This is a genomic window from Alkalihalobacillus deserti, from assembly GCF_020734105.1.
Taxonomy (GTDB): Bacteria; Bacillota; Bacilli; order Bacillales; family Bacillaceae_D; genus Halalkalibacter; species Halalkalibacter deserti.
This window is the reverse complement of record NZ_JAJAFR010000052.1, coordinates 1-4,633: the sequence shown is the minus strand read 5'-3', so window position 1 is coordinate 4,633 and position 4,633 is coordinate 1. Positions and strand designations below refer to the sequence as shown.

The window sequence follows — 4,633 nt, the reverse complement described above, 5'->3', positions numbered from 1 at the left end:
CTATTTAGTCAAGGAAAACTCCATACACAAAAAATTTAAGTTGAAAGAACTTACCAAATGATCGTTAATTATAACCTCAACAAAGTTATATGATTGTTTGGTGAGTTCTTCACCAAAAATTAATTTAACACGATTTAAGAGCTCTTACTAAATAGTAAAGTTTGGATCATTAAATATCTTTTTCATTGACTAACTAGAGGTCCATTTCCTTTTTACTTGAAAGAGGAAGAATATGGTCTCTATAGGAAGTTCCTACGAGATCCATTACGTGGGAATAGCCACGATTATGAAAAGTAAAGAAATTCTACTTATAATTTCAGGTGAAAACAAGAAAGAAGCACTTGCTAATTTGATGTTCGGAGAAATCCATTAAGGTTTCCCAGCTTCTATATTGAGAAACCATCCTGCTGTTACAGTTATTACAGAAAGTAAAATTTATTAAAGTGGCTAATTGGAATTATATATTACTATAAAAGGTCTTATTCAATTTAGGCTAGGTACGTTATTTTCTTATCAGACAACCAACTATCAAATATTTATAAGATAGTTGGTTGTTCTTATGTTTTATAAATTAAGAAGTGAGGATCATCAAGGACACGTTGCTTCACAAGGGAAATTATCGCTAGACGAATCTAAGAAACAATAATTACATTAGATTTCGGAAATGGATTGCAAATATATCAGGTTACGTTAGTACTCACCTGCCTAATTTGGTTCTGTGAAAGTTGAGTAGTTAAGATTGGAGTAAAAGAAGAATGAATAAGCTAAAAGATGATCTATTGTTACATGCATATTATAAGGCTATTGAATTAAATTTCGAGCAAGATTTCATAATGTTGTTACGTAAAGAAATATATATGAGAAAGATAGATTATAGACTAGAAAAATTTCAACATAGAGAGGAGCTTCAGCATGGTTTCTTTCCAACGGAACCTTCTTAGAATTCTCTTTCTTTCTTAACCTCAATGATTCTGATAGTACACGTTCTGAAAAAATGGAAGTTGTTCCTTATACCTTAGTAATTGTATAATCGCCGTATGTTTATGAGTAGCGCCTTTTTTTGTGCTTTTTCAAATGGCGAACTATTTAAGAATAAAATTAAAACAAATTGTTATGACCTAAAAAGTGCCTGTAAAGCTGGTATATAAAGGTTTTTTTGGTGTGAACATAATTACTTTATTTTTATCATTACAATTAATTCAATATGTTCGCTGAAGCAAATATTTTTACATGGAATAGTTGATGAGGAAAATGATGCCTTTGTATTTAGTATATCGCTAAAAAAGGCTTTTTTGATAATATTAATCACACTCTTCTCATCAAACAGCTATGGAATTTAGGAATCCATGACAGAAAAGTTTTAGCGTGTATATCCAAAATGTTAAAGGCGAAAATAGATAATGAGAGTACACCCTCTAAAGGCGTACCTCAAGGCGGTATATTATCGACAATTTTATCAAATATTGTGCTAAATGATTTAGACCAATGGGTCGCTGAACAATGGGAGTTTTTCCCCCTTTCGAAACATTACAAAACAAAAGAAGGGGAAAGATACGCTAAGAAACGTACGAGTCTCAAAGAAGGATACCTTGTCCGCTATGCGGATGATTTTAAAATCCTATGTCGAGATGGAAAAACGGCTCACAAATGGTATCACACTATTAGGCTATATTGCAATTTCTATTATCAAATGACTACAAATTGACCAGTAGCAATGCATCATACCTTTTTAAGATTTAATTTCACCATCTAAATAAGGATGGAAATAAAGTCAATTAAATAAGGCATCGACCTTTTTCTCATCCTCTTATATATCTTAATTGGATTAATTAGTGGTGATGGTCTTCTTCAGCAGCCATTGCAATTGCTTTCGTTTCATGAACTGTACCATATGGGTGCTCAGGTGGGGCATAGATAGAGTAAAGTTTAAGTGGGTTATTACCCGTATTGGTTAGGTTGTGCCATTTACCAGCAGGTACCAAGATCGCATAGTCATCATAGACTCTTTCTTCAAAATCTAATGTATCTCTTGTATCACCCATTTGAACGAGCCCTTGACCCTCTTCAATACGTAGGAATTGATCAAGTGTCGGATGAACTTCTAAGCCGATGTCTTCTCCAACATTGATACTCATCAAGGTCACTTGCAAATGATTTCCTGTCCATAAAGCGGTACGGTAAGTTTTGTTTTGCTTAGTAACCTCCTCAATATTAACTACAAACGGGTCTGCTCCATAATCTTTTAATCCATTTAAAACGTCTTCATTTAAAAAACCAAATCGAGTAGCATTCTCTTTTTCCCCGGTTAAAGCCCACAAAAATACATTTCGAACTTGTGGATGTTGAGTAAGTAAACAACTTTTTTGGTATTCTTCATAACCCTCTACTTCTGCTTTATAAGCTTTTTGTAAACCTTCTCGATAACCGTGAATAGGAACTTGATCATTTTGATACACAGGCTGTCTTCCAGTAAGGTTTATATAAAGATTAGTAAATTGCATCAGATGAGCTTTTTTGTTTTCTAAAGCATGAAGAATGTCATTTTGATGCTTTTGATTTGGTGCTACATTTGCTAATCGACTATAAAGGTTAATGGCTGAGGCCTCTCTTTTTATTCCTGAAAGTATAGCTTCAAATACTTGTTGATCCTGTCCGTGATGATTTCTTGACATAAAGTCTGAGTTATTTATTGGCATGGTACCATTAGCGTAATAAGGATATGGATACGTTTTAGGGTAATACATTTTACTCATTCCCTTCAAGGGTTTATAAAATTATCATATGCCTATAGTCAGAGAATGTACTTTGATTGATGTTACTTCTTTTAAACGTTAAAAGAAGTAAATTTTCCTAATGATGATCTAATTAGTGCGATTATCCGCACAGGTGATTTATTAACCCCACATGGAGATACGATAATAAAAACAGAAGATATTCTTTATACTCTTTTATCGAAAAAAAAGAGTTGAAAAACTTTTTGAATAAAGGTAGGAAGTTGTGAGTTAATCAAATTTCAGTAAATAGGGAAGGATAGTCACGTTAATAAAGGGAGTTTGTTATTTAATAACTAGCTATATTTGTCAACATTTTTCAATGAAAACTTAAAATACTTCATGCTATACTAAAAAAGTGCGCATGCTGATTAACCTTCCTTTTATAATCGTGATTGAACCGTTCTATCTCACCGATTTCAGGAATAATCGTGGCGGTGATTTTTTCTCTTATACTAGGGATAGACTGGATAATCATTATATAGCATTTTTCTTGTTATAGTAATTTCTCAAATCGTTTTAACTGGTATAATAATAGAAAAAGAAAGCAAATTGATGGAAGGGAAACGTGGGTTAAAACAATGGGATTAAAACAAAAAGAAGAAGTGAGTAGTAAAAATAGCTCCTTGAGAACTTACACTAGACAGCTGATAGAGTATAAAAACTTCCAAGCGATTGTTATAGGCATTATCCTATTGAATGGGCTTGTTATCATCGCCGAGACATATTTTACTGGTAATAATCTATTACTAGTTCTAGATAATATAATTGTTTGGATCTTTGTGCTAGAACTAATAGTGAAAATTATTGGTCTCGGATTCAAAGGTTATTTCTCTGATAAATGGAATGTATTTGATTTCAGTATTGTCATAGGAAGCTTAGTCTTTTACGCAACTCCTTTCGTAAGCGTTCTGAGACTAGTAAGGGTATTGCGTTTGATAAGAATGATTCCAGCGATTCCTGCGCTACGAAAAATAGTCGACTCATTAATGAAATCCTTACCAGCTTTAACTGGGATTTTAGGGTTATCCATCTTGATCTTTTCTATTTATGCGATTATTGGAACAACCTTTTTTCGTGATGTGCTTCCATATGAGTTTTTTGGAAGTTTTCATACAGCACTCTTCACTTTGCTGCAAGTCGTAACGTTTGAATCGTGGGCTAGTCAGGTAGCAAGACCGATTATTCATGAAGTACCATGGGCTTGGGCCTATTTTGTCTCATTTATCATAATTGGAGCATTAGTTATTTTAAACCTTGTAGTTGCAGTCATTTTAAGCTATTTGGGCCAGGAGGACGAAGAGAATCTAAAGGAACAGTTGGGTCGTTTTTACAAAGAGAATCAAGAACTAAAGAGTGATATTCAAGAAATTAAACAATTAATTCTTGATAGGGATAATAAATGAACGATAAGAACATATAAAATCAAATCTACTTTAACATGAAAGATGCTGGTTAACTTGGGGGGACAGCAAATTGATTACTCAATCTTATTTTTCTTATTTCTTTTGATGTGTTTTGTCTTTTGGCGGCAAATAGTAGGTCTGGACAATATTACAGTGAAGATCAACCTTTTTTGTGAAACGACAAGTGGTTTATTTTGTATTAGGGTTTATTGTTGTAGCAGCGATTATGATATTTAATTATGACATTTAATTATGACATATATAAAAACTTTGCTTACGTTTTTTTATGGGATCGGTTTAGTGTTATTGCTATTGGTAGCATTTTAACCTTTAATTTCCAAACGCGTGGTCTAACTCCACCGTCTTTAGACGGTATACGCTTTTAGCCTTACCCTTCGATGTCCATACTTAAGGTGTGAGGTGAAAGTATGGACGGATATAAGAAGAATAGTCATG

General features: G+C 33.2%; 3 protein-coding genes and 1 pseudogene. 3 read left to right on the top strand and 1 reads right to left on the bottom strand.

Going from position 1 to position 4,633, the window contains the following annotated elements:
- Positions 1-755 precede the first annotated feature (755 nt).
- Complete coding sequence (locus tag LDX58_RS25425; protein ID WP_227940454.1) at positions 756-941, top strand: sporulation histidine kinase inhibitor Sda; 186 nt, start codon at positions 756-758, stop codon at positions 939-941.
- A gap of 341 nt (positions 942-1,282) precedes the next feature.
- Positions 1,283-1,672 (top strand): annotated as a pseudogene (locus LDX58_RS25420) (reverse transcriptase/maturase family protein); the annotation flags it as partial.
- 157 nt (positions 1,673-1,829) lie between these two features.
- Here LDX58_RS25420 and LDX58_RS25415 read toward each other — a convergent pair.
- Positions 1,830-2,744: a cupin domain-containing protein gene (locus tag LDX58_RS25415; protein WP_227940453.1), complete on the bottom strand. Its 915-nt coding sequence runs from the start codon at positions 2,742-2,744 to the stop codon at positions 1,830-1,832.
- A gap of 608 nt (positions 2,745-3,352) precedes the next feature.
- Here LDX58_RS25415 and LDX58_RS25410 point away from each other — a divergent pair.
- Positions 3,353-4,177: an ion transporter gene (locus LDX58_RS25410; protein ID WP_227940452.1), complete on the top strand. Its 825-nt coding sequence runs from the start codon at positions 3,353-3,355 to the stop codon at positions 4,175-4,177.
- The last annotated feature ends 456 nt before the right edge of the window (positions 4,178-4,633 follow it).